Origin of the sequence: Serratia sp. BNK-17, assembly GCF_048684935.1 — a bacterium.
Lineage (GTDB): Bacteria > Pseudomonadota > Gammaproteobacteria > Enterobacterales > Enterobacteriaceae > Serratia > Serratia nematodiphila.
This window is the reverse complement of the sequence record NZ_JBLQTR010000001.1, coordinates 182,621-205,497: the sequence shown is the minus strand read 5'-3', so window position 1 is coordinate 205,497 and position 22,877 is coordinate 182,621. Positions and strand designations below refer to the sequence as shown.

The following is a 22,877-nucleotide window of genomic DNA, read 5'->3' as shown; positions in this document are numbered from 1 at the left end:
GATGATGCAAATCACCAACGGAGAGCACAAGGCGCGCCCGGAGGGGCTGGCGGAGCGCATTTATCTGCAGCTCAAGGCCGACATCTTCGAGTTTCGCCTGCTGCCGGGCGATCGCTTCAGCGAAAGCGAGGTGGCGCAGCGCATGGCGGCCAGCCGCACGCCGGTGCGCCAGGCGCTGTTTCGGCTGGAGCGCGAAGGCTATGTCGAGGTGTTGTTTCGCAGCGGCTGGCAGGTGCGGCCGTTCGATTTCGCCTACTTCGAAGAGCTGTACGACCTGCGCATCGTGCTGGAACAAGAGGCGGTGAAACGGCTGTGCGAACGCCCGGCCGGGGAAACGCCAGGCGCGCTGGCGGCGCTGAGCCGTTTTTGGGCCGAAGCGCCGCGCCTGGCGGACGGCAAGGCGGTGTCGCAGCACGATGAGCAGTTTCATCAGGCGTTGGTGGCCGCGGCGGGCAACGGCGAAATGGCGCGCATTCACCGCGAACTGACCGAAAAAATCCGCATCATTCGCCGGCTGGATTTCACCCAGCAGGCGCGGGTGGACGCCACCTACCGCGAACACGCCGCCATTTTGCAGGCGATCCTGCAGCGGCAAAGCGGGGCGGCGCAAACGCTGCTCGGCGAGCACATCGCCGTCAGCAAGGCAGAGGTACGAAAAATAACGCTGCACATGTTGCACCAGGCGCGGGCTCAGCAGCCTGCGCGCTCGGCGTAACGATTTTGATTTCACACACATCAGGAGTTTGAACTATGCAACGTCGTCGTTTTATCAAAGCTTTTGCGCTGTCCGCCGCCGCGATCGGCATGGGCCTGGCCTGGAGCGCGCAGGCCGCCGACACCATCAAGGTCGGCATTCTGAGTTCGCTCTCCGGCACCATGGCGATTTCCGAGACGCCGCTGAAGGATGTGGCGCTGATGACCATCGACGAGATCAACGCCAAAGGCGGGGTGCTCGGCAAAAAGCTGGAGCCGGTGGTGGTGGATCCGGCCTCCAACTGGCCGCTGTTCGCCGAAAAGGCGCGTCAGCTGCTGAGCCAGGACAAGGTGGCGGCGGTGTTCGGCTGCTGGACGTCGGTGTCGCGCAAGTCGGTGCTGCCGGTGTTTGAGGAGCTGAACGGGCTGCTGTTCTACCCGGTGCAATACGAAGGCGAAGAGATGTCGCCGAACGTGTTCTACACCGGCGCGGCGCCGAACCAGCAGGCGATCCCGGCGGTGGAATACCTGCTGAGCGAGGACGGCGGCGGCGCCAAGCGCTTCTTCCTGTTGGGCACCGATTACGTCTATCCGCGCACCACCAACAAGATCCTGCGCGCCTTCCTGCACAGCAAAGGCGTGCAGGACAAGGATATCGAAGAGGTCTATACGCCGTTCGGCTACAGCGATTACCAGACCATCGTCGCCAACATCAAGAAGTTCGCCGCCGGCGGCAACACCGCGGTGATCTCCACCATCAACGGCGATTCCAACGTGCCGTTCTACAAAGAGCTGGCCAACCAGGGCGTCAAGGCCACCGACGTGCCGGTGATCGCCTTCTCGGTCGGCGAGGAAGAGCTGCGCGGCATCGACACCAAACCGCTGGTGGGCAACCTGGCGGCCTGGAACTACTTCGAATCGCTGGATAACCCGACCAATAAACAGTTTGTCAGCCAGTGGAAAGCCTACGCCAAGGCGCACAATCTGCCGAATTACGCCACCGCGGTGACCAACGATCCGATGGAAGCCACTTACGTCGGCCTCCACATGTGGGCGCAGGCGGTGGAAAAAGCCGGCACCACCGACGTCGATAAGGTGCGCGCCGCGATGGCCGGGCAAACCTTCGCCGCGCCGTCGGGCTTCACGCTGACCATGGACAAGACCAATCACCACCTGCACAAACCGGTGATGATTGGTGAAATCGAGGGCAACGGCCAGTTCAACGTGGTGTGGCAGACCGAAGCGCCGGTGCGCGCGCAGCCGTGGAGTCCCTATATCGCCGGTAACGACAAAAAACCGGATTACCCGGTGAAAGGCGGCAAGTAACGTCACTCAGCGCCGGCGCGGCCCAACGCCCGCCGGCCCAACAGAAGAGGCAGCTGATGCAATCTCCGTTTTTATCCTCTCTGCGCGCCGGGCTGTGGTTGCTGTGCGCCTGGCCCCTGCTGGCGCAGGCCGGGCCGGCCGATGAGTTCGCGGCGGCCACTCGCGCGCAGCAGGCCAAACTGCTGCAGGCGTGGGCGACCGAGCCGGATCCTGCGCGTCTGCCGTTGCTGCAGGGGCTGCAGCAGGAAACCGTGGCGATCGACGGGGCGAAGCGCGCCTTTATCCGCCAGGGCGATCGCTATCTGCCGCTTGAAGGTGAGGCGGCCCCGGTTGGCGAACCGAAGAGGGTGTGGCTGAACAACCGGCTGCGCATTCTGATCGCCAACGCATTGTCGGCGCAGCGGTTGGTCAGCGCGGACGCGGCGGTGCGGCTGCAGGCGGCGACCTCACTGCAGCGCGAGGCGCAGGCCGAGCAGCTGCCGCTGTTGACCCGGCGGCTGGCGCAGGAGAAAGACCCGCAGGTACGTGACGCGCTGAGCATTGCGCTGGCGAACCTGCAATTGGCCGACGCCAGCCCGCAGGTGCGCTTCAATGCGGTGCGGCTGCTGGGGGGATCGGGCGAGCCGGAAACCCGCGCGCGCCTGCAAGCGTTGACCGACGCGGCCAATGAGCCGGACGCCGCGGTGCGCGCCGAGGCGCAACGCAGCCTGCAGCGCGTGCAGCACCGCCTGATGATCGGCGATCTGCTCGGCCAGGCGTTCAGCGGCCTGTCGCTCGGTTCGATCCTGCTGCTGGCGGCGCTCGGTCTGGCGATCACCTACGGCTTGCTCGGCGTCATCAATATGGCGCACGGCGAAATGCTGATGCTCGGCGCCTATTCGGCCTATCTGGTGCAGGGGCTGTTTCAACAGTTTGCGCCGCAGTGGCTGGCGCTCTATCCGCTGGCGGCGCTGCCGGTGGCGTTCGCCATCACCGCCGGGATCGGCATGGCGCTGGAGCGCACGGTGATCCGTCACCTGTACGGCCGGCCGCTGGAAACCCTGCTGGCCACCTGGGGCATCAGCCTGGTGCTGATCCAGCTGGTGCGGGTGCTGTTCGGCGCGCAGAACGTCGAGGTCGCCAACCCGGCGTGGCTGTCGGGTGGCGTGCAGCTGTTGCCGAATCTGGTGTTGCCGTGGAACCGCATCGCGGTGATCGCGTTCGTGCTGCTGGTGCTGGCGTTGACCTGGCTGTTGCTGAACAAGACCCGGCTCGGCATGAACGTGCGCGCGGTGACGCAAAACCGCGCGATGGCCGCCTGCTGCGGCGTGCCCACCGGCCGGGTGGACATGCTGGCCTTCGGGCTGGGATCCGGCATCGCCGGGCTCGGCGGGGTGGCGCTGTCGCAGTTGGGCAACGTCGGGCCGGAGCTGGGGCAAGGTTACATCATCGACTCGTTCCTGGTGGTGGTGCTCGGCGGCGTCGGCCAGCTGGCGGGGACGGTGGCGGCGGCCTTTGGCCTCGGCATCGTCAATAAGATCCTCGAACCGCAGATCGGCGCCGTGCTGGGCAAGATCCTGATCCTGGTGCTGATCGTTCTGTTTATTCAAAAGCGTCCGCAGGGGCTGTTCGCCCTTAAGGGCAGGGTGATTGACTGATGAGCCAACCATTGACCGTAACCGGCGTGCAGAAAGCGCCCCGGCTGGCGTTGAGCATCGGCGGGTTGGCGTTGCTGGCGCTGCTGGTGATGCCGTTCATGACGCTGTTGCCGGCGGATCATCCGCTGGCGGTGTCCACCTATACCCTGACGCTGGCGGGCAAGATCCTGTGCTACGCGGTGGTGGCGGTGGCGCTCGATCTGGTGTGGGGCTATGCCGGGCTGCTGTCGCTCGGCCACGGGCTGTTCTTCGCGCTCGGCGGCTACGCCATGGGCATGTACCTGATGCGGCAGGCGGCGGGCGACGGGCTGCCGGCGTTTATGGCGTTCCTTTCCTGGACTGAGCTGCCGTGGTTCTGGAGCGGCACCCAGCATTTCGCCTGGGCGCTGTGTCTGATCGTGCTGGTGCCGGGCCTGCTGGCCTTTCTGTTCGGCTACTTCGCCTTTCGCTCGAAAATCAAAGGGGTGTATTTCTCGATCATGACCCAGGCGCTGACCTATGCCGGCATGCTGCTGTTCTTTCGCAACGAAACCGGCTTCGGCGGCAATAACGGCTTTACCGGTTTCACCACGCTGCTCGGCTTTCCCATCACCGCCGCCGGCACGCGGGTGGCGCTGTTCCTGGCGACGGTGCTGCTGCTGGCCGCCAGCCTGGCCATCGGCTTTGCCCTGGCGCGCAGCAAGTTCGGCCGGGTGCTGACCGCGGTGCGCGATGCGGAAAACCGCCTGACCTTCTGCGGCTACGACCCGAAGGGCTTCAAGCTGTTCGTCTGGACGCTGTCGGCGGTGCTGTGCGGGCTGGCCGGCGCGCTCTATGTGCCGCAGGTCGGCATCATCAACCCCGGCGAAATGTCGCCGACCAACTCGATCGAGGCCGCCATTTGGGTAGCCCTCGGCGGGCGCGGCACGCTGGTGGGGCCGCTGCTCGGCGCCGGCATCGTCAACGGCGCCAAGAGCTGGTTCACCATGGCCATTCCCGAATACTGGCAGTTCTTCCTCGGCCTGATGTTTATCGTCGTCACGCTGTTTCTCCCGAAAGGGGTGATCGGCCTGCTGCGGCGGAGGAAAAGCTTATGAAGGCGATGCAAGTGACCGACGAACTGTTTACCCATCCGCTGCCGGCGGACAAATACCGGCAGCAAACCGATCCGGTGCTGCAGCTCGACAACGTCAACGTCAGCTTCGACGGTTTTCGCGCGCTGACCGATCTGTCGCTGCGCATTGGCGTCGGCGAACTGCGCTGCGTGATCGGCCCCAACGGCGCCGGCAAGACCACGCTGATGGATGTGATCACCGGCAAAACCCGGCCGGACAGCGGCAGGGTGTTTTACGATCAGACCGTCGATCTGACCCGGCTGGCGCCGATGCAGATCGCCCACGCCGGCATTGGCCGCAAGTTTCAAAAACCGACGGTGTTCGAGGCGCTGACGGTGTTCGAAAATCTGGAGATCGCCCAGAAAACCCGCAAGTCGGTGTGGGCCTGCCTGCGCGCTCGCCTGAGCAGCGAGCAGCGCGACCGCATCGACGAGATGCTGAAGACCCTGCGGCTGGGGCATGAGCGCCACCGGCCCGCCGGGTTGCTGTCCCACGGGCAGAAACAGTTTCTCGAGATCGGCATGCTGCTGGTGCAGGAGCCGCACCTGCTGCTGCTGGACGAACCGGCGGCCGGCATGACCGACGCCGAAACCGACTACACCGCCGAACTGTTCCGCGAGCTGGCGGGCAAGCATTCGCTGATGGTGGTGGAGCACGACATGGGGTTTGTGGAAACCATTGCCGATCGCGTGACGGTGCTGCATCAGGGACAGGTGCTGGCGGAAGGATCGCTGGCGCAGGTTCAGGCCGATGAACGGGTGATTGAGGTATATCTGGGGCGCTGAGGAGGCGTAATCATGCTGCAGGTAGAAGAATTGAATCAGTATTACGGCGGCAGCCACATTCTGCGCGGCCTGTCGTTCGAGGCGCGCATCGGCGAGGTGACCTGCCTGCTGGGGCGCAACGGCGTGGGCAAGACCACGCTGCTGAAATGCCTGATGGGGCTGATCCCGGCGCGCAGCGGCAGCGTCCGTTGGCAGGGCGAAACCATCACCGGTAAAAAGCCGCATCAGCGGGTGCAGGCGGGCATCGCCTATGTGCCGCAGGGGCGGGAGATTTTCCCGCGCCTGACGGTGGAGGAAAATCTGCTGATGGGGCTGGCGCGCTTTTCCGGCGCCGACGCGCGCGCGGTGCCGGATCCGATCTATGATTTGTTTCCGGTGCTGCGGCAAATGAAGGATCGGCGCGGCGGCGATCTTTCCGGCGGGCAGCAACAGCAGCTGGCGATCGGTCGGGCGCTGGCCTGCCGGCCGCAGCTGTTGATCCTCGACGAACCGACGGAAGGGATCCAACCTTCGGTGATCAAGGAGATTGGCGCAGTGGTCAAACAGCTGGCGGCGCGCGGCGATATGGCGATCCTGCTGGTGGAGCAGTTCTATGACTTCGCCGCCGATCTGGCGGACAGCTATCTGGTGATGTCGCGCGGCAGCATCGTGCAGCGCGGCGCCGGCAGCAATATGGAACAGGACGGCGTACGCGGGCTGGTGGCGATTTGAACGAAAAAATGGGAGCCGCATGTCTGAAAGTCGTGCCGTTGTTTTTCCTTGCTGATGTTATGGATTAATCTAAAAGACGTTCTTTATTAATCCCTTGCCATGGATAGCTAACATCATCATGAACGAAATCACTGTGTCACGCCTCGGTTGCATCGTCCTGTCTCTGTTTCCGGCCCTGTGGGGGCTGTTCAGCCTGTTGAACAATACGGCGGATTTCGCCGGCACCGCGCGCAATGCGGTCGGGCCGCTGCTTGCCATGCAGGATACCTATCAAACGCCGGGGCTGATGTGGCGCGCGATCCGCGCCGACTGGGCCTGCATGTTGGGGTTGGCGGTCATCACCGCGCTGGAAACGCTGGCCGGCCTATTCGCGGCCGCGGGCGTGGTGCTGATGATCGGGCGATTGAAAGGCCCTTACGCCGCTTTCGCCAAGGGCAAAGCCTGGGCGATGCTGGGGGCGCTTTGCGCGATAACGGTGTGGGGCGTCGGCTTTATGGTGGTCGCCGGCGACTGGTTTATGGCCTGGCAGGCCAAAGAGAACCCGCTGGCGGTGCAGCTGGGGGCGCTGATCTACCTGGCGCCCAATGCGTTTGCCTTGCTGTTCCTGATGCTGCAGCGGGAGCCGCGTTAAACGGCGGCGGAGCGGGGCGCGGTTACAGCGCCTTGCTCATATACCAGATGCCTATCGAGCCCTGGGCGCTGGTGTAGCAGGTCTCGCCACACATGCTCAATCCCTGGCGCTGATAAAAACGTTGGGCGCCGGTGTTGCGTTGCAGCACCTCCAGCCACAGCGTCTTCTGCTGGCGCTCGATGGCCCGCTGCTGCACCTGTTCGAACAGGCGCTGGCCATAGCCGTTGCCGGCATGGCCCGGCAGGAAATAGATTTTCTGCAGCTCTGCGCCGATTTGTTCGGTTGGTGCCAGCAGGCTGTCGAAGTTCACCCGCGCATAGCCGACCAGGGCGTCATCCTCATAGGCCAACAGCCAGCACACGTCTGGCTGGCGCAGCGTCTGTTCCAGCGCGGAGACGGAAAAATCCTCCGCCAGAAAGGCCTCCAGCTCGTGCGGGTAGCGCCACAGCTCACCGAAGTGGGCGCGATAGGTGCGGATGCCGATATCGCGCACCAGGGTTAAATCTTCCAGCAATGCCTGACGGACGGTGAACATGAGTGAACCTCATCGAAGCGAGAACCGATGAGTATAGCGGGTTAATTTTCAAGATGCCGCGGCGTTTCGCGGCGAAAGCCCAGGCCGATGATGCGGCCGAACAGGCGCGGCAGCCAGCGGCTGTTGCCGACGCGGGCGATCAGGCGCGAGCCGGCGGCGGCGCGGCGCTGACCCGGCTTACGCTGACTCATTTTGATCTGCAAAAACTGGATGGCCCGGGTGGGAAATTCGCGCCGGCGCTGCACGCTCAGCAGATGCTTCAGCTGCAGACGATGCTGGCGCAGCGGCGGGATCAGGGCGTTGGCGGCGGCCACCGCGTCCTGAATCGCCAGGTTGACGCCCACGCCGCCGATCGGCGACATGGCGTGCGCGGCGTCGCCGATGCACAGCACGCCCGGTTTGGCCCAGCGATCCAGACGATCGATGCGAATGCTCAGCAGTTTTACCTGATCCCACTCGACGATCTCCTGCAGGCGATCGTCCTGGAATGGCGCCACCTCGGCGAGGTGCAGCAAAAATTTCTCCAGCCCGCTGCGGCGGATCGCGTCGAAGCTACCTTTGTCGATCGAATAGCCGCACTGCCAGTAGTCGCCGCGATCGATCATGATGAAGTTTTGCTTCGGCCCGGTGTGGCCCATCGACCAGGCCGGATCGCCCGGCTGCTTGCTGAGCTTCATCCACAAGACGTCGCGCGGGGCGCCGAAGGAGCGGCTGCTGAGCGCCGCCTGCTCGCGCACCACCGAGTTGCGGCCGTCGGTGCCGATCACCAGCCGGCTGCGCACGCGGATCGGACCCTCCGGCGCGTCGGCCAGCACGCCGCACACCTGGCCGCGGTCATACAGCAGCTCATGAACCTGCGTCGAGGTGAGCAGCCTGAAATGGGGGAAGGCGGCGGCCTGCTGCGCCAAAAAGTTGAGGAACTCCCACTGCGGCATAAAGGCGATAAATTTGCAGCGCGTCGGCAGGCGGCTGAAATCCGCCAGCTTGATGTCGCGGCCGGCGACTTCGGCATGCAGGGATTCCGCGCGTTGGTGCGGCAACGTCAGCAGTTCGTCGAGCAGACCCAGCTGATGCATGACTTCCAGCGTCGACGGGTGAATGGTGTCACCGCGAAAATCACGCAGAAAGTCGGCGTGCTTCTCCAGTACCGTCACGTCGATCCCCGCCCGCGCCAGCAGATAGCCGAGCATCAGCCCGGCGGGGCCGCCCCCCACGATGCAGCAGGTGGTGGCGTAAGGTGTGATCGGTGATGACGGCATGACGGTTGACCCCGGAGAGCGGCACGCATCCCGCGAGCCGCAAGTGAATGTTTGATGTTGATAATGATTATCAATATCAAGTTTGACTGTCAACCCGCGGCGCAGTGTGGTCAAAGGGGATGGACAGATGGCCGACGCGGAACAGCTGGCCGTTTTGCGGCCGTGCCTGCGGCGGTTCACGCCATAAATCCAGCCGCACTAACCGCCACTCGGCGGGGTCGAACGCCACGATGGAGGCCAGCGCGCCGGGCGCCGCCTGCTGTTGCCGACGCAGCGCAGGGAGATCGCTGTAGGGGATGATGGCCTGTTCCTGACAGGTTGCCCAGGCGGCCTCGGCCAGATGAGGGCGATCGAAATGCGTCAGCCACGGCAGCCAATGATTGACGCGCGGCCAGCCGAACGCCTGGCTGAGGCCTCTGAAACCTTCGCCGGCCAGGAAATCGTTCATGCCGGCGCTGCTGTTCCACAGGTAGAAGGGAGCGTAGAGATTTTCGGCGCTGCCTTCGCTGCGCTGCGCGTACAGATAGGCTTTGACGATCAGCTGCGGGCAGGCGTCGAGCCGATGGCCGAAATCGGCGATGCGGCGGCGGACGATCGCCATGTCGTAATCGGCGGGCAGGGTGAAACGGTATTGCATCGCGAGCATAAGGATTCTCCGCAAAGACATTGACCGGGAGAGCGTGACACGCCATCTTTATCAGTAAAATCGGTATTATTTTGATTGATGGTTCAGAAAATCAGGATGGTCAGCATGGGGCGAATCACGTTCGATCTCGAGGATTTGCGCAGCTTCGTCACCGGCGTCGAGCTGGGCAGCTTCGCCAAGGCGGCGGAACGGCTGGGGCGTTCGACGTCGGCGGTCAGCGCTCACCTGAAAAAGCTGGAGCAGCAGGTCGGCGCGCCGATCCTGCGCAAGGCCGGACGCGGCATGGTGATGACCGAGGCGGGGGAAACCCTGCTCGGTTACGCGCGCCGCCTGCTGGAGCTCAATGACGAAGCCGCCGCCGCGGTGCGCGGGTTGGATCTGCAGGGCACGGTGCGGCTGGGGCTGCAGGAAGATTTCGGCGAGACGTTTCTGCCGCAGGTGTTGGGCAGCTTCGCGCGCGCCAATCCGAAGGTGCGCATCGAGGCGCGCATCGCCCGCAATGCCGAGCTGATCGACTGGGTGCTGAAAGGCCAGCTGGATCTGTCGCTGGCGTGGGACGGCGGTTTGAGCACGCCGTTTCATCAGGCGCTGGGGCAGCGGCAGTTGCACTGGATCGCGTCGCCCGGCTTCGCGCTGGCGCCGTGGCGAGAAGGGGACGAACCCTTGCCGTTGGTGATGTTCGACGTGCCCTGCCTGATGCGCAGCGCGGCGACGCAGGCGCTGGATCGCGCCGGCATTCCCTGGCGCATCGCCTTTAGCAGCCGCAGCCTGAACGGCGTTTGGGCGGCGGTGAGCGCCGGGTTGGGCGTCACGGTGCGCACGGCGGCGGGTTTGCCGCCCGGCCTGTCACCGTTGGCGCCCGAACTGCTGCCCGTTCTCGGCCAGCTCGGCGTGGTGCTGCACCGCGCCGAGGATCAGCCCTCGGCGGCCGTGCAGCGGCTGGCGCAGATCGTGGTCGAGCGGATCGAAACCTAATCTTTGGCGATGGGCTGTTTGCCGCTCAGCTGGCCCCATTCGCTCCAGGCGCCGTCATACAGCTTGACCTGCGGGGCGCCGAGCGACAGCAGGCCGAACGCCAGCACCGCCGCCGTCACGCCGGAGCCGCAGCTGGTGATGATCGGGCCGTTGATATCCACGCCCTTGTCGCTGAAGGTTTGGCGCAGCGCCTCCAGCGATTTGAAGCGGCCGTTTTCCAGCAGCTCGCCGTACGGAATGTTGATGCTGCCGGGAATGTGGCCGCGGTGCAGGCCGGGGCGCGGCTCCGGCGCTTCGGCATAAAAGCGCGGCGCGGCGCGCGCGTCGAGAATTTGCACCGGTGTGCCTAACGCCTGTTCCACTTGCCGCATATCCACCACCGCGTCGGCGTTGAACCGGGCGTTGAACGCCTGCGGTTCAGGCTGCGCCGGGCCGGTGGCCAGCGCCTGGCCCTGCGCTGTCCAGCCGTTCAGCCCTTCGTCCAGTACGTAAACATGCTGGGCGCCGAAATTGCGGAAGGTCCACCAGCCGCGCGGCGCGGAGAACTGGTTACCCTCATCGTAAATTACCAGGGTATCGCGCTCGCTGATGCCCAGTTTGCCCACCGCCGCGCCAAACTCCGCCGCCGTCGGCAGCATGTGCGGCAGCGCGGTGTTTTTGTCCGCCACTTCGTCGATGTCGAAATAGACCGCGCCGGGGATATGGCCGCGTTCGAACTCGGCAAGCATGTCCTTTTTCGGCGTTAGCCCCACCGGCGACATCCGGACGTCGATCACCACCAGATTTTCATCGTTGATATGTTGCGCAAGCCATTGAGGGGTCACCAGAAACGGAGAGTTCATCGTTATTGTTCGCCTGTTGTGAAAACGGATTTTCACTATACACCAGGCCGCGCGGGGATGAAGTATGATGTTCAGTCAAAGGCAATGGGCAGGGAGCGGAAAAATCATGACGGACGAGGCGTTTGGCGGGGCCAAGATCGCGCTGCTGTGCGATGGTTTCCTGCTGGTTTACCAACGGGACGATAAACCGGGCATTCCGTGGCCCGGCCTGTGGGATCTGCCCGGCGGCGGGCGGGAAAACGGCGAAACGCCGCTGCAGTGCGTGCAGCGGGAGACGCAGGAAGAGTTCGGCGTGGCGATCGCCGAACGTCAGGTTGTCTGGCGGCGGCGCTACGACGGCATTTTGCCCGGCTATCCGCCGACCTGGTTCATGGCCGGGATGATCACTCCGGTGCAGATCGCCGCCATACGTTTCGGCGACGAGGGGCAGCGTTGGCGGATGATGCCGGCGGAGCAGTTTATTCACCATCCGCAGGGTATCGAACACCTGCGCCGCCGGGTGGCGGAGTATTGGCGGCAGGGCGGTTAACCCCGTTGTTCAGGATGCCGCCAGCCGGTTGATCTGCGCCGGTTCGATGATGCGCAGCGCGCTTTCCCGTCGCGCCACCGCCAGCATCGCCCGCCCGATTCGTTCGGTGCTGCTTACCCGGGCGGGAAACAGCCGCAATGCGCCGAGCCACAGCGGCTTGAACAGCCGATAGGCCAGATCGTAGAGGCGGGTTTTGGAGCGAATGCCGTGCAGCGGCACAATGGCGCCGGGGCGGAACATCACCGCGTGGAACGGCAGCGCCAGCAGCGCGTTTTCGGTGGCGCCCTTGACCCTGGCCCACATGCTGCGGCCGCGTTCGCTGCTGTCGGTGCCGAGGCCGGAGACGTAGACGAAGACCATCGACGGATTCAGCGTCGCCAACGGGCGGGCGGCGGCCAGCGTCAGATCGTAAGTCACCGCGCGATATTCAGCTTCACTCAGGCCGGAGGACGAAATCCCCAGGCAGAAGAAGCAGGCGTCGTAGCCAGCGAGCTGCGGCTCCAGCGCCGACAGATCACGCAGATCGGGCACAGAAAGCTGGCGCAGTTTGGCGTGGCTCTGGGCCAACGGGCTTCGGCCGATGCTGAGCACTGCGCTGACGCGCGGATCGCGCAGGCATTCTCGCAGCGCGCCCTGGCCCACCATGCCGCTGGCGCCGAAAATAATCACTTTCATGCTCTGTTCTCCCACTGGCCGGCGGCGCGCTGCGTGCGCCAGCGGCTGGGCGTCAGCGTTTCCCACTGAATAAAGGCGCGGCTGAACGAATTCAGCTCTTCGAATCCCAGCACAAAGGCGATTTCGCCCGGTTCAAGGTCGGTTTCCGCCAACAGCCGGCAGGCGGTGCGGTGGCGGGTTTTGTCCAACAATTGCTGGTAGCTGTAGCCGTGCTGTTGCAAGCGGCGCTGCAGCGTGCGCGGGCTGAGATAGAGTTCAGCGGCCACGCTGTTGACGCTGGGGCGCTGGCCGCGCATGCTGCGGCTGAGGATCGCCATCACCTGCGTGGGCAGATCGTGCGCCGACTGCGATTTGGCCAGCTCCGCCTCCAGCCCCGGCAGCAGCACCGCCAGCATGGCCTGGTTGTAGGTGACGAAGGGTTGACGCATCAACGCGCGATCGAACACCAGCACGTCCAGCGGGGCGTTGAATGTCACCGGGCAGCCGAAATAGTGCGCCAGCGGCGAGGCGGCGTCCGGCCGCCGGGTCAATTCGATCGCCTGCGGCTGCAGGGGCAAGCCGGTGCCGCGCCGACACAGGGCCGTGATGGCGGCGAACATGGCGTCGATCAGCAGCGCCGGCGCAGGGGCTTCGCTCATGGTCCAGCGCGTATGCAAGCGCATGCTGTCGCCGTCTTCTTCCAGCATCAGCTCTTCCGGGCAAACCAGTCGTTTATAGCGCGCCACCTTTTGCAACGCCTCGCCCAGCGTGGCGGAATGCAACGCGGCGACCAACGCAATGTCATAGTGTTCCGGCGCCGCCTCGCCGCCCAGGCGCAGGCCGAAGGCGGGATCGTCAGTCAGCTGCGGCAGACTGCGCCAAAGAGAGAAGAATTGTTGCGTGGTGAGTTTAATCTTGTCGCGCCGCGCGCCGAACAGGCCGGCAGGTAGCCCGGCCAGGTGGCCGAGCTGCTCGATATCGACGCCCTGCGCCGCCAGGTGTACCGCCAGTGCGCCGGAAACCGGGATTTGATCGCTGCTCAATGCGGGCTCCTTAGGGTTTTCCCGTCACCACCGCCGCCATCGCGGCGTGATCCGGCGAGCTGTCGTCGTGGTCGGTGCTCAGGCTGAGAGTGCGAAACGCGGCGTCCTCCGCCTGGCGTTCTGCCAACACCTGCGCCGCCATATGCACTGCGTCGCTGCCGAGCAGCAGGCGTAGCGGAGGGGCTTCCAGCGCCGCCAGCTGCAGGATCGCCTGCGCCGCCTTGGCCGGATCGCCGGTTTGGCTGCCGTTATGCTGCTGCAGGAAGGCCAGCATTGGCCCCAGCGTCGGCTGATAGGCTTCGCCGATCGGCGCAATGGTCATTGAAGAACCGGCCCAGTCGGTGCGGAAGCCGCCGGGTTCGACCATCGTCACCTTGACGCCGAAGGGGGCCATCTCTTTGGCCAATGATTCGGAGAACCCTTCGACCGCCCACTTGGCGGTATGGTAGGCGCTGAGGCCGGCAATGCCGAGGCGAGCGCCGATGGTGGCGATCTGGATGATATGGCCGCTGCCCTGCAGGCGTAATATCGGCAGCGCCGCGCGGGTGACGTTGAACACGCCGAAGAAGTTGGTTTCGAGCTGCGCGCGAAAATCGGCTTCATCGGCTTCCTCCACCGGTGCGATATTGCCGTAGCCGGCGTTGTTGACCAGCACGTCCAGCCGACCGAAGCGTTCAATCGCCGTGCGCACCGCGCGTTCGGCGGCAGCGGCGTCGGTGACGTCGAGCGCGATCGTGGCGACCCGATCGCCGTAGCGTTCCACCAGCGGCTGCAGCTGTTGCGGCTGACGGGCGGTGGCGACCAGACGGTGCCCGGCGGCCAACACCGCCTGCGCCAGCTGTTGGCCCAGGCCGCGGGAACTGCCGGTGATTAACCATACCTGTGACTGAGACATCATGACCTTCCTGATTGCGAGTGGGTGTGATGCCACTTTAGAGCGCCGGGCAGCGCAGCGATAATCCGATCGCGTCAAGATTTAATCCGATTGCGCCAAACTGTCGGCCGGCATCAGCCGCTGGATGGTGGCGCCGACCTTCTGTACTGCCAGCTCGATCTCTGTCGTCAGCGTCGGCGCATAGTTGATGCGCAGGCAGTTGCGGTACTTGCCGGCGGCGGAAAAGATGCTGCCGACGGCGATTTGTATGCCTTGCTGTTCAAGATGGCGGTTCAGCCGCAGGGTGTCGAACGCTTCGTCCAGTTCGATCCACAGCATAAAACCGCCGCGTGGCCGGCTGACGCGGGTGCCGTCCGGAAAGTGTTTCAGGATAAGATCGGTCATGCGATCGCGGTTCTGCTGGTAGCGTGCGCGCATGCGCCGCAGGTGCTGCAGGTAATGCCCGCCGCGGATAAATTCGGCGATCGCCAGCTGCGGCTGGGTGGCGGTGGCGCCGGAGCCGATGAACTTCATGTGCAGCACCCGTTCCAGGTAGCGGCCGGGCGCGATCCAGCCCACGCGCAGCCCCGGCGCCAGCGTTTTGGAAAACGAGCTGCACAGCAGCACGCGGCCGTCGTCGTCGAATGACTTGATGGTGCGCGGCCGCGGGTAGTGATAGGCGATGTCGCCGTAGACATCGTCTTCGATGATCGCCGCGTCGTGACGCTGCGCCAGCGTCAGCAGCCGCTGTTTGTGGGCGTCGGGCATGATGTAGCCCAGCGGATTATTGCAGTTGGGCGTCAGCAGGATGGCCTTGACCGGCCACTGTTCCAGCGCCATCTCCAGCGCGGCCAGGCTGACGCCGGTGAGCGGATCGGTGGGGATTTCCAGCGCCTTGATGCCCAGACCCTTCAGCGTCTGCATGGTGCCGTGGAAGCAGGGCGAATCGACCGCCACGATGTCGCCGGGTTGGCAAACGGCGCGCAGCCCGGCGGAGATTGCTTCCTGACAACCGGTGGTGATCAGCAGCTGATCGGGGCCGATTTGGCAGCCGGAGTCCAGCAGCAGACGGGCGACCTGTTCGCGCAGCGCGGCCACGCCCTGAATGCTGTCGTAATACAGGCTGCGCAGGTCGCCGTGGCGGGCGGCGTTGCGCAGGGCGACGATCAGCGGTTTCATCGTCGGTTCGGCGATATCCGGCATGCCGCGCCCCAGCTGGATCAGGCCTTCGCGCGGCCGGCTGCGCACCAGTTCCAGCACCTGCTCCCATTGCGAAATGTCCACCGGCCGCTGCACCGGCGCCGTCATGGCGGGCAGCTCGGCCTGCGCGCGCCGCGTATGCACGAAGTAGCCCGACTTCGGCCGCGCTTCCACCAGGCGCTGTTCCTCGAGCAACCGGTAGGCTTGCTGCACCGTGCTGATGCTGACGCCGTGCTCCTGGCTCAACGCGCGCACCGAAGGCAGGCGATGGCCGGCCGGATACAACCCTTGCTGAATGCGTTGGCTGAGAATGGCGGCCAGCGTGGCGTAGCGTGTCATACAGAGGCCTCTCATCGGTGGTCAGGATTAAAAAACCGGTACAGATACGTTCAAAATAAACCATTCAGCGGGTTTTTTGGCGCAGCTGTATGAAAAAAATAGCGCCAGCGTGAATCTGTATTGTTTTTTGCCTGGCGCGCATCATCACTACCAGGCGAAAACATCAGGGGGGATAATAAGATGGCTCTGTTTGATGGCATGACGATGTGGCGACGGGTAGGCTGGTCACGCTGGCGTTGGTATTTGTTGCGTCGCAGAACGCGCAGAGAGTTACTGCTGCTGAACGACAGGCAGCTGGCGGATATCGGCCTGACGCGGGCGGAGGCCTGGAGGGAAGGGTATAAACCGTTCTGGAGAGAATAAGGAAAGTCAATGCTGAAATTATTGGGTAAAGCCTCATCGATCAACGTGCGCAAGGTGTTATGGACCTGTCAGGAGTTGGGGCTGACGCTGGAACGGGAGGACTGGGGCAGCGGTTATCGCTCCACGCAGGAGCCGGCGTTTTTGGCGCTGAATCCCAACGGCCTGGTGCCGGTGCTGATCGACGGCGCACGGGTGCTGTGGGAGTCGAATACCATTTGCCGCTATCTGGCGGGGCGGGAAGGGCGGCAAGATCTGCTGCCGCAGGCACCCGGCGCGCGCGCGGCGGTGGAGATGTGGATGGACTGGCAGGCCACCGATCTGAACGGAGCCTGGCGCTACGTGTTTATGTCGCGGGTGCGTGGGCATGCGGATTATCAGGATGCCGCCAGCCTGGCAGCCGCCGAGCGCGAATGGAACCGGCTGATGGGCTTGTTGGACGCACATCTGGCGCAGCACGGCCCTTATGCCGCCGGCGCCGCCTTCACGCTGGCGGACGTGGTGCTGGGGCTGTCGCTGAACCGTTGGCTGATGACGCCGTTCGAGCGGCCGCATTATGCGGCGCTGGCGGCCTATCAGCAGCGCCTGCTGCAACGCCCTGGCTACGTGCAGCACGGTGCTAACGGTTTACCGTGATATGAAATAAACGGTTCATTTCATCTTGTCCGGATACGCCCCGCCGTGTCCGGACTTTCCTCATTACATCATCCCGTCAACGTTTCATGAACGGCATCACGAATATGAACTTTATTTTCCTGTGTGCTTGTTATTGAAATTTATATTCCATATAAACCCGTTATCAACCGGCGCGTTTCATTGAGCGACGCCTGGTTCTACGCAGAGTTTTGGTCACGGGAGAAAATGATGAAACAGGTACGCGTTGGGTTAATCGGCACCGGTTATATCGGGCGTTGTCACGCTATCGCCTATGCGCAGGCCGCCACGGTCTTTCCTCTGAAAGGGGAGCTGGTGCTGGAGATGCTGGCGGAAGTGACGCCCGAGCTGGCGGCGCAGCGCGCCGCCGAATTCGGCTTTGCGCGCTCGACCGGCGACTGGCGGCAGCTGGTGGCCGATCCGGCGATCGATGTGGTGGACATCTGCGCCCCCAACTTTTTGCACAAAGAGATGGCGCTGGCGGCGATCCGCCACGGCAAGCACGTGTATTCGGAAAAGCCGCTGGCGCTGGACGCCGCCGACGCGGCGGAGATGGTGCAGGCCGCGCGCGCTAAGGGGGTGAAAACGCTGGTCGGTTTTAACTACATGAAAAACCCCACCAGCCAACTGGCGCGCGAAATTATCGCCAACGGCGAAATCGGCGAGGTGGTGCATTTTTACGGTACCCACAATGAGGATTATCTGGCCGATCCGCGCACGCCGATCGACTGGCACTGTCGCCGCGCCAGCGCCGGGCTGGGCGCGCTCGGGGATCTGGCGGCGCACATCGTCAATATGGCGCACTACCTGGTGGGCGATATCGTGGCGGTTTCCGGCGATATGCAGACCGTGATCAAACAGCGCCCGGATCCGCAAGACCCGACGCGCCTGCACCCGGTGGAAAACGAAGATCAGGCCAGTGCGTTGCTGCGTTTCGCCGGCGGCGCGATGGGCACTATCGAAACGTCGCGCATTGCCTGCGGGCGCAAGATGGGGTTGACCTATGTGGTTACCGGCACCAAAGGCACGCTGAGTTATACCCAGGAACGGATGGCGGAGCTGAAGCTGTATCGGCACGATGAACCGGCGGAGCGGCAGGGGTTCAAGACGTTGCTGGTGGGGCCGAAGCACCCGGACTATGCGGCGTTTTGCATCAGCGCCGGGCACGGCATTGGTTTTAACGATCAGAAGACGGTGGAGATCCGCGATCTGGTCAACGGCATCGCCGCGGGCGATCGCATGTGGCCGGACTTTGAAGAGGGCTGGAAGGTGTCGTGCGTGCTGGACGCGATAGCCGCCTCCGCCGAACAGCGGCGCTGGCTGGAGATCAACCGCGATTGAAAATGAAATGGCGCTCTCCCGTGGACAGCGCCATTAATTTATTATGTTGCCAGCTTAATAGCTTATTGAGTTAACTTTATAATAAGTTATTGGCTTGATAACTTAGAACGAGAAACACGAACAGCCGAACGCGCCCCAGAAGGCATTCTCGTCCGACACCGGGATGCTGGAGCGGCGCGCGATGTCATGCTGGTGTACGTGCACGCCGCACGGGCCGCAGCATTGATGCGCCTGGCTCACTACCCCGACGCGGGCCGCCGCCGACGGCGGTGCTGAGCGGTAATGGCCCGGCACCTGGGTGACCGGCGACCACTCCGGCAGCACCGGCAGCGGCGGCGGCGCCAGCGGCGAGAAGCTGCCGGCGGCGTAGACCACTTTGCCGTCCACCACCGTCATCACCGACTCGATGCCTTTGATCTGCTCTTCCGGCACGCTGAAATAGTCCTGCGACAGCACCGCCAAATCCGCCAGTTGGCCGACCTTGATCTGGCCTTTCTTGCCCTGCTCGGTGGAGAACCAGGCGCTGCCTTGCGTCCACAGCATCAGCGCCGTTTCTCGATCCAGCCGCGCGCTGTCGTCGTACATCGCCATGCCGCCGACGGTGCGGCCGGAGACCAGCCAGTACAGCGCCGTCCACGGGTTGTAGCTGGCGACGCGGGTGGCGTCGGTGCCCAGCCCGACCGGCAGCTCGGCCGCCAGCATTTTCGCCACCGGCGGCGTATGTTTGGTGGCTTCGATGCCGTAACGGTCGGCGAAATACTCCCCCTGGAACGCCATGCGGTGCTGCACCGCAATGCCGCCGCCCAGCGCCTTGACGCGCTCGATATTGCGCTCGGTAATGGTTTCGGCGTGGTCGAACAGCCAGTGCAGGCCGTTGAACGGAATGTCGCGGTTCACCTTCTCGAACACGTCCAGCATGCGGCTGATGGATTCGTCATAGGTGGCGTGCAGGCGGAACGGCCAGCGGTGCTCGACCAGATGGTGCACCACCCGCTCCAGTTCGTCTTCGGTGCCCGGCGGCAGATCCGGGCGCGGCTGCAGGAAGTCTTCGAAGTCGGCGGCGGAAAACACCAGCATCTCGCCGGCGCCGTTGTGGCGATAGAAGTCGGTGCCCTGGCCCGGTTTGAGCATATCGGTCCACAGCTCGAAGTCTTCCAGCTCCTGTTTAGGCCGCTGGGTGAACAGGTTATAGGCGATGCGGATGGTCAGCTGCTTTTTCTCGTGCAGCTCGGCGATCACCTGATAATCTTCCGGGTAGTTCTGGAAGCCGCCGCCGGCGTCGATGGCGCTGGTGAGACCGAGGCGGTTCAGCTCACGCATGAACTGGCGGGTGGAGTTGACCTGCTGCTCCAGCGGCAGCTTCGGCCCTTTCGCCAGCGTGGCGTACAGGATCATGGCGTTGGGTTTGGCGATCAGCATGCCGGTCGGGTTGCCGTTGGCGTCGCGCTGGATCTCGCCGCCCGGCGGGTTCGGCGTGTCTTTGGTGTAGCCGACCACCTTCAACGCCGCGCGGTTGAGCAGCGCGCGATCGTAGAGATGCAGAATAAATACCGGCGTGTCCGGCGCCGCCTGGTTGATTTCGTCCAGCGTCGGCATGCGGCGCTCGGCGAACTGGAATTCGGTCCAGCCGCCGACCACCCGCACCCATTGCGGGCTCGGGGTGCGCAGCGCCTGTTCTTTCAACATGCGCAGCGCGTCGGCCAGCGAGGGCACGCCTTCCCAGCGCAGCTCCAGGTTATAGTTCAGGCCGCCGCGGATCAGGTGCAGGTGCGAGTCGTTCAGGCCCGGAATGGCGGTGTGGCCGTGCAGATCGATCACCTGGGTTTCCGGCCCGGCGTGCTGCATGACTTCGCTTTCGCTGCCGACCGCCAGAAACTTGCCGTCGCGGATGGCGACCGCTTGCGCGGTGGGGTGTTGGCGATCGACGGTGTGAAACTTGCCGTTGGTGATGATCAATGAAGCGTGGTGGTTCATAACATTCTCCCGGCGAACCGCCTAGCGGCGGGTCAGCCATTGATGAAAAACGCGAGTCACGATAGGCATCCACAGGTACACCACCAGGGCGACCACGGTGGCGTCATTGAGAAAATGGCCGAGCAGCGAGCCGTCCAGCTGCGGCAGCACCCGTCCCCAAAACCAGGGCACCAGATTGGTGGATGGAAAGATCACCAGCAGGGTAATGATGAATTGTTTCCACTGGGGCGGCTGGCGCACGCTGGGGTTGGGCGGGGTAAACCAGAACTCTGCGCCGGGGCGGATCTCGATATGGTCGTTCTCCAGCAACAGCGGAGTGACTTCTTCGATGTATTGCTTGCGCTGCGGCGAGTTGAGCCAGCGGTAGAGATTGTCGAGATTGTCGAAGCGGACCAGCACCGTATAGGCCTGTTCGTCGCCGGAAGGGCGAATCACGTTGACGCCTAAATGGCCGGTGAAGCCCGCGGCGTCGGGCATGATGCGGTTCAGCCAGGCCTCATAGGCCTGTTCGTTCCCCGGCGCCAAACGGTGGGTGATCACCAGCGTGACATGCTGCGGATGGGCCATAAAACCGACTCCTGAAAATACCCCGGGCGAGGCCGGGGCAAGGGGAATTATTTCACCGTGCGGGCCGGTGCGTGGTGCACCATGGTGTAAGCGTAGTCGACGCCCATGCCGTACGCGCCGCTGTGTTCGCGCACCAGCGCCATCACCGCGTCGTAGGTATCTTTGCGCGCCCAGTCGCGTTGGTACTCCAGCAGCACCTGCTGCCAGGTCACCGGTACGGCGCCGGCCTGCACCATGCGGTCGATCGAACGTTCGTGCGCATCGACGGAGGTGCCGCCGGAGGTGTCGGTCACCACATACACTTCATAGCCGGCTTCCAGCGCCATCAGCGCCGGGAAGGTCAGGCACACCTCGGTCCACAGCGCGGAGATCACCAGCTTTTTACGGCCGGTGGCTTCCACGGCTTTAACGAAGGCCGCGTCTTCCCAGGAGTTCATCGAGGTGCGTTCAATCGGGGTGATTTCAGGGTGTACCGCCAGCAGTTCCGGCCAGATATAGCCGCTGAAGCTTTCGGTTTCGACCGAGGTGAAAAGGGTGGGAACGTTGAAAATCTTGCCTGCCTTCGCCAAACCAACAACGTTGTTTTTCAGTTGCTGACGATCAATATTAGCCACGCCGAAGGCCATTTGTGGTTGATGATCGATAAAAATCAGTGCGGAATTGTCTTTATCAAGCAGTTGAAACTTGGACATAATTTACCTTCCCAGTGATATTTCGGTTGAACATCTGATGAGTGTAACGCCGATAAAACCCATGGTAGGCAGAGGGCGATTTCAAAGATACCGCAGAATTTTTGCCGACTTGTTGAGTTTTTTTATACACGGGAGAAAGCATGAGATTAAACCTGGAAGCGCTGCTGATTTTGGACGCGCTGGACCGGCACGGATCTTTCGCCGCCGCGGCCGCCGCACTGTTTAAAACCCCTTCGGCACTGAGCTATATGGTGCAAAAGCTGGAGAACGATCTCGACATCACCCTGCTCGATCGCTCCGGCCATCGGGCGAAGTTCACCGATACCGGCAAGCTGATGCTGGAAAAAGGGCGGGTGCTGCTGCGCGCGGCGCAGGATCTGGAACAGCAGGCGCGCTATGTCGAAAACGGCTGGGAAAGCGAGATCACGCTCGGGATTGACGCCTCCTTCCCGTTTGCCCGCCTGTTGCCGCTGATAGAAGAGTTCTACCAACAGCATCACCATACCCGGCTGCGTTTCAGCCACGAAGTGCTGGCCGGCTCCTGGGAGTCGCTGGTCTACGGTTGCGCCGACATTATCATCGGCGCCATCTGCGAGCCGCCGTCACGGGTGGGCTATGCGTTCAGCAGGCTGGGGCAGCTGGATTACGTGTTCGCCGTCGCGCCGCAGCATCCGCTGGCGGCATTGCCGGAACCCTTGCCGAAGGACGAAATCCGTCAGCACCGGGCGGTGGTGGTGCGCGACACTTCGCGCGTCAACGCGCCGCAGAGCCTGAATCTGCTGGAAGAGCAGGATACGCTGACGGTCTTCGGTTTCGACGCCAAGCTGCAGGCGCAGCTGGCCGGGCTGGGCTGCGGCTATCTGCCGCGTTCTTTGGCGGAACCTTACCTGAACAGCGGCGAACTGGTGGCGAAACGCGTTGAATCGGAACGCTGCAGCGACATCGCTTATTTCGGTTGGCGGGAAAGCGCCAGCGGCCTGGCGGCCAAATGGTGGCGCGAACGGCTGCAGCGCTACGCGGACGACGGCGAGGCCTACCCGGCGGCGCAGTGAGGGCCGCTCGATAAGGATAAATCCCCCAATAAGGACATCGGGAATGAAAAAGACACTAAGCCTGTTGGCGTTGTTGCTGCTGAGCGGCTGCGGCGCCGGGCGTGAGGCCGGCATACCGTTGCCGCAGGCCCCGGCATTGGCCGCAGCGCAGCTCAGTTACCCGGAGCGGGTGCATAACGCGGTGAGCCGTGAGCTGCGCTTGCCGGAACATGCGCACGGTCAGCGTTGCACCCTTGCTATCCGTTTGCAGCCGGACGGCAAGCTGGCGAGCAGCAAGATCGTAAGAGGCGATGCGCCCCTGTGCGCAGCGGCGAGCGCTGCGGTGCAGCGCGCGCAGTTTCCGCCGATGGCCAGCGCTACCGAATACGCGCTGTTCAACGCCGTGGTGCTCGATTTCGTTCCCTGAAAGCATGTGATCGACGGGCCGCTTGCGCGGCCCGTTTTTTCTCGTTTCGCCGTTTGCA

General features: G+C 63.6%; 25 protein-coding genes. 14 read left to right on the top strand and 11 right to left on the bottom strand.

Annotated elements, in window-relative coordinates; all coding sequences use genetic code 11:
• The first annotated feature begins 4 nt into the window (after window positions 1-4).
• The 7 genes from ACMGF7_RS01000 (at window position 5) to ACMGF7_RS00970 (ending at window position 6,877) form a co-directional block, all read left to right on the top strand.
• Window positions 5-715, top strand: a complete 711-nt coding sequence (locus ACMGF7_RS01000; RefSeq protein WP_033634128.1) for a GntR family transcriptional regulator — start codon at window positions 5-7, stop codon at window positions 713-715.
• Window positions 716-750: 35 nt separating this feature from the next.
• Complete coding sequence (urtA, locus tag ACMGF7_RS00995; RefSeq protein ID WP_033640971.1) at window positions 751-2,019, top strand: urea ABC transporter substrate-binding protein; 1,269 nt, start codon at window positions 751-753, stop codon at window positions 2,017-2,019.
• A 56-nt stretch (window positions 2,020-2,075) separates the two neighbouring features.
• Window positions 2,076-3,656, top strand: coding sequence for an urea ABC transporter permease subunit UrtB (urtB, locus tag ACMGF7_RS00990; protein ID WP_197763651.1), 1,581 nt, complete (start codon window positions 2,076-2,078; stop codon window positions 3,654-3,656).
• Window positions 3,656-4,732 carry an urea ABC transporter permease subunit UrtC gene (urtC, locus tag ACMGF7_RS00985; protein ID WP_049239840.1) on the top strand — a complete coding sequence of 359 codons (1,077 nt, stop codon included), beginning with the start codon at window positions 3,656-3,658 and terminating at the stop codon, window positions 4,730-4,732. The genes urtB and urtC overlap by 1 nt, the downstream gene beginning before the upstream one ends.
• Entirely contained in the window at window positions 4,729-5,535 is an 807-nt protein-coding gene (urtD, locus tag ACMGF7_RS00980) for an urea ABC transporter ATP-binding protein UrtD (protein ID WP_015377102.1), read from the top strand. The genes urtC and urtD overlap by 4 nt, the downstream gene beginning before the upstream one ends.
• A 12-nt stretch (window positions 5,536-5,547) precedes the next feature.
• On the top strand, window positions 5,548-6,246 hold the full coding sequence (urtE, locus tag ACMGF7_RS00975) for an urea ABC transporter ATP-binding subunit UrtE (RefSeq protein WP_049239842.1): 699 nt from the start codon (window positions 5,548-5,550) through the stop codon (window positions 6,244-6,246).
• A 118-nt stretch (window positions 6,247-6,364) separates the two neighbouring features.
• Window positions 6,365-6,877 (top strand): DUF2165 family protein, encoded by a 513-nt coding sequence (locus tag ACMGF7_RS00970; protein ID WP_049239843.1) that lies wholly within the window; start codon window positions 6,365-6,367, stop codon window positions 6,875-6,877.
• A 22-nt stretch (window positions 6,878-6,899) separates the two neighbouring features.
• Here the strand turns inward: ACMGF7_RS00970 and ACMGF7_RS00965 are convergent, their stop codons facing one another.
• From ACMGF7_RS00965 to ACMGF7_RS00955, 3 genes are all read right to left on the bottom strand, one after another.
• A complete protein-coding gene (locus tag ACMGF7_RS00965) occupies window positions 6,900-7,412 on the bottom strand; it encodes a GNAT family N-acetyltransferase (protein ID WP_021503945.1) in 513 nt (170 codons plus the stop codon).
• A 41-nt stretch (window positions 7,413-7,453) separates the two neighbouring features.
• Entirely contained in the window at window positions 7,454-8,671 is a 1,218-nt protein-coding gene (locus ACMGF7_RS00960; protein ID WP_049239844.1) for an FAD-dependent oxidoreductase, read from the bottom strand.
• Between the two features lie 76 nt (window positions 8,672-8,747).
• Window positions 8,748-9,317, bottom strand: a complete 570-nt coding sequence (locus tag ACMGF7_RS00955) for a DUF4865 family protein (RefSeq protein ID WP_160125234.1) — start codon at window positions 9,315-9,317, stop codon at window positions 8,748-8,750.
• 105 nt (window positions 9,318-9,422) lie between these two features.
• Between ACMGF7_RS00955 and ACMGF7_RS00950 the strand changes: the two genes are divergently transcribed.
• Complete coding sequence (locus ACMGF7_RS00950) at window positions 9,423-10,292, top strand: LysR substrate-binding domain-containing protein (protein ID WP_420286333.1); 870 nt, start codon at window positions 9,423-9,425, stop codon at window positions 10,290-10,292.
• On the opposite strand, the gene sseA is transcribed toward ACMGF7_RS00950, so the two are convergent.
• A complete protein-coding gene (sseA, locus tag ACMGF7_RS00945) occupies window positions 10,289-11,134 on the bottom strand; it encodes a 3-mercaptopyruvate sulfurtransferase (protein ID WP_015377110.1) in 846 nt (281 codons plus the stop codon). The genes ACMGF7_RS00950 and sseA overlap by 4 nt on opposite strands.
• Window positions 11,135-11,240: 106 nt before the next feature.
• On the opposite strand from sseA, the gene ACMGF7_RS00940 reads away from it, so the two are divergent.
• On the top strand, window positions 11,241-11,663 hold the full coding sequence (locus tag ACMGF7_RS00940) for an NUDIX hydrolase (RefSeq protein ID WP_049239847.1): 423 nt from the start codon (window positions 11,241-11,243) through the stop codon (window positions 11,661-11,663).
• A 9-nt stretch (window positions 11,664-11,672) separates the two neighbouring features.
• On the opposite strand, the gene ACMGF7_RS00935 is transcribed toward ACMGF7_RS00940, so the two are convergent.
• From ACMGF7_RS00935 to ACMGF7_RS00920, 4 genes are all read right to left on the bottom strand, one after another.
• Window positions 11,673-12,338, bottom strand: a complete 666-nt coding sequence (locus tag ACMGF7_RS00935) for an epimerase (RefSeq protein ID WP_049239848.1) — start codon at window positions 12,336-12,338, stop codon at window positions 11,673-11,675.
• On the bottom strand, window positions 12,335-13,360 hold the full coding sequence (locus tag ACMGF7_RS00930) for an AraC family transcriptional regulator (protein WP_197843047.1): 1,026 nt from the start codon (window positions 13,358-13,360) through the stop codon (window positions 12,335-12,337). Before ACMGF7_RS00930 ends, ACMGF7_RS00935 begins: the two co-directional genes overlap by 4 nt.
• Window positions 13,361-13,370: 10 nt before the next feature.
• The gene (locus ACMGF7_RS00925; RefSeq protein ID WP_230857977.1) at window positions 13,371-14,258 is read right to left on the bottom strand and encodes an oxidoreductase; all 888 of its coding nucleotides are present in this window, start codon (window positions 14,256-14,258) and stop codon (window positions 13,371-13,373) included.
• 78 nt (window positions 14,259-14,336) lie between these two features.
• Complete coding sequence (locus ACMGF7_RS00920) at window positions 14,337-15,773, bottom strand: PLP-dependent aminotransferase family protein (protein WP_049239851.1); 1,437 nt, start codon at window positions 15,771-15,773, stop codon at window positions 14,337-14,339.
• A gap of 180 nt (window positions 15,774-15,953) precedes the next feature.
• On the opposite strand from ACMGF7_RS00920, the gene ACMGF7_RS00915 reads away from it, so the two are divergent.
• From ACMGF7_RS00915 to ACMGF7_RS00905, 3 genes are all read left to right on the top strand, one after another.
• Window positions 15,954-16,136: a DUF1127 domain-containing protein gene (locus ACMGF7_RS00915; RefSeq protein WP_004939404.1), complete on the top strand. Its 183-nt coding sequence runs from the start codon at window positions 15,954-15,956 to the stop codon at window positions 16,134-16,136.
• 9 nt (window positions 16,137-16,145) lie between these two features.
• Window positions 16,146-16,769: a glutathione S-transferase family protein gene (locus ACMGF7_RS00910; protein WP_049239852.1), complete on the top strand. Its 624-nt coding sequence runs from the start codon at window positions 16,146-16,148 to the stop codon at window positions 16,767-16,769.
• Between the two features lie 228 nt (window positions 16,770-16,997).
• On the top strand, window positions 16,998-18,128 hold the full coding sequence (locus tag ACMGF7_RS00905; protein ID WP_033640958.1) for a Gfo/Idh/MocA family protein: 1,131 nt from the start codon (window positions 16,998-17,000) through the stop codon (window positions 18,126-18,128).
• A gap of 102 nt (window positions 18,129-18,230) precedes the next feature.
• On the opposite strand, the gene ACMGF7_RS00900 is transcribed toward ACMGF7_RS00905, so the two are convergent.
• Genes ACMGF7_RS00900 through ACMGF7_RS00890 form a run of 3 tightly spaced genes read right to left on the bottom strand, consistent with a single transcriptional unit; the run spans window position 18,231 to window position 21,361 of the window.
• Window positions 18,231-20,102: an amidohydrolase gene (locus tag ACMGF7_RS00900; protein WP_273890309.1), complete on the bottom strand. Its 1,872-nt coding sequence runs from the start codon at window positions 20,100-20,102 to the stop codon at window positions 18,231-18,233.
• Window positions 20,103-20,123: 21 nt separating this feature from the next.
• Window positions 20,124-20,669, bottom strand: a complete 546-nt coding sequence (locus tag ACMGF7_RS00895; RefSeq protein WP_004939393.1) for an antibiotic biosynthesis monooxygenase — start codon at window positions 20,667-20,669, stop codon at window positions 20,124-20,126.
• Window positions 20,670-20,716: 47 nt separating this feature from the next.
• On the bottom strand, window positions 20,717-21,361 hold the full coding sequence (locus tag ACMGF7_RS00890; RefSeq protein ID WP_004939390.1) for a hydrolase: 645 nt from the start codon (window positions 21,359-21,361) through the stop codon (window positions 20,717-20,719).
• 140 nt (window positions 21,362-21,501) lie between these two features.
• Here ACMGF7_RS00890 and ACMGF7_RS00885 point away from each other — a divergent pair, with 140 nt between their 5' ends.
• On the top strand, window positions 21,502-22,413 hold the full coding sequence (locus tag ACMGF7_RS00885; protein ID WP_044031667.1) for a LysR substrate-binding domain-containing protein: 912 nt from the start codon (window positions 21,502-21,504) through the stop codon (window positions 22,411-22,413).
• A 43-nt stretch (window positions 22,414-22,456) separates the two neighbouring features.
• Window positions 22,457-22,819: a cell envelope integrity TolA C-terminal domain-containing protein gene (locus ACMGF7_RS00880; protein ID WP_164095296.1), complete on the top strand. Its 363-nt coding sequence runs from the start codon at window positions 22,457-22,459 to the stop codon at window positions 22,817-22,819.
• The last annotated feature ends 58 nt before the right edge of the window (window positions 22,820-22,877 follow it).